Genomic DNA, 923 nt, shown 5'->3' with positions numbered 1-923 from the left:
TCGCCGACACTGGTGAAATGCTCGATAAAGAGCCCGTCGCTCCAGTTGGCTAAACCAACCCTCCACCGCATTGAGCCAGGACGCGCTCGTGGGCGTGAAGTGCAGCTTGAATCGAGGGTGCTTGGCCAGCCAAGCTTTGACCTCTGGCGTCTTGTGAGTCGAGCTGTTATCCAGAATCAAATGTAGATCCATACCCTTCGGAGTTTCTCGATCAATCTGTCGCAAGAAATCCAAAAACTCCTTGGCCCGGTGGCGCTGAGTGACTCGACCAATCACCTGGCCCGTCAGTGTATTAAACGCAGCGTACAGGCTGGTTGTGCCATGACGTTTGTAATCGTGTGTGCGACGCTCCACTTGTCCTGGACGAAGCTGCAATTTTGGCTGAGTTCGGTCAAGAGCCTGAATTTGGGTCTTTTCGTCAACAGACAGAACCAGTGCATTGTCCGGGGGATTCATATAGAGCCCGACAACATCACAAACCTTCTCGGCGAAGTGAGGGTCGTTGCTGATCTTGAACGTTTTGATCCGGTGCGGCTTCAAATCGGCTGCTTTCCAGATTTGATGCACTTGCCAGCGCGTCACCCCGGCATGCTCGGCCATAAGGCTGATGCTCCAGTGTGTGGCTTCTTTCGGAACCTTATGGACCGTGTCATCTAAAATCTTCTTGACGGTTTTACCGTCCAGCTTTCGCGGCTGACCGGGTCGCGGCGCGTCATAAAGCCCCTCAAGACCTCGCTCACTGTAGCGTTTGCGCCACTTGAAGACGGTTTGAGTGCTAACCTGAAGAGAGTCTGAGATCCCTTTTGGTGTCTCACCTTCGTTCAGTAACAAAAGAATCTTGGCGCGTTGCGCCAGATGCTGGCTCAGGGTATTGGTTCGGCACCAACTTTCGAGTTCCAACTGATCGTTTACAGTTAGATTAA

Annotated in this window: 1 protein-coding gene; it reads right to left on the bottom strand. The window is 52.7% G+C overall.

Annotation, left to right across the window (positions count from 1 at the left end; genetic code table 11):
* The coding region (locus tag BCA33_RS19555; RefSeq protein WP_083394842.1) for an IS630 family transposase at positions 1–900 on the bottom strand (900 nt) is incomplete at its 3' end.
* Between the last annotated feature and the right edge of the window lie 23 nt (positions 901–923).

The sequence above is a fragment of the Marinobacter sp. AC-23 genome, assembly GCF_001858325.1.
Lineage (GTDB): Bacteria > Pseudomonadota > Gammaproteobacteria > Pseudomonadales > Oleiphilaceae > Marinobacter.
The sequence above is the reverse complement of the archived record's forward strand: the minus strand, read 5'-3'. Positions and strand labels throughout refer to the sequence as shown.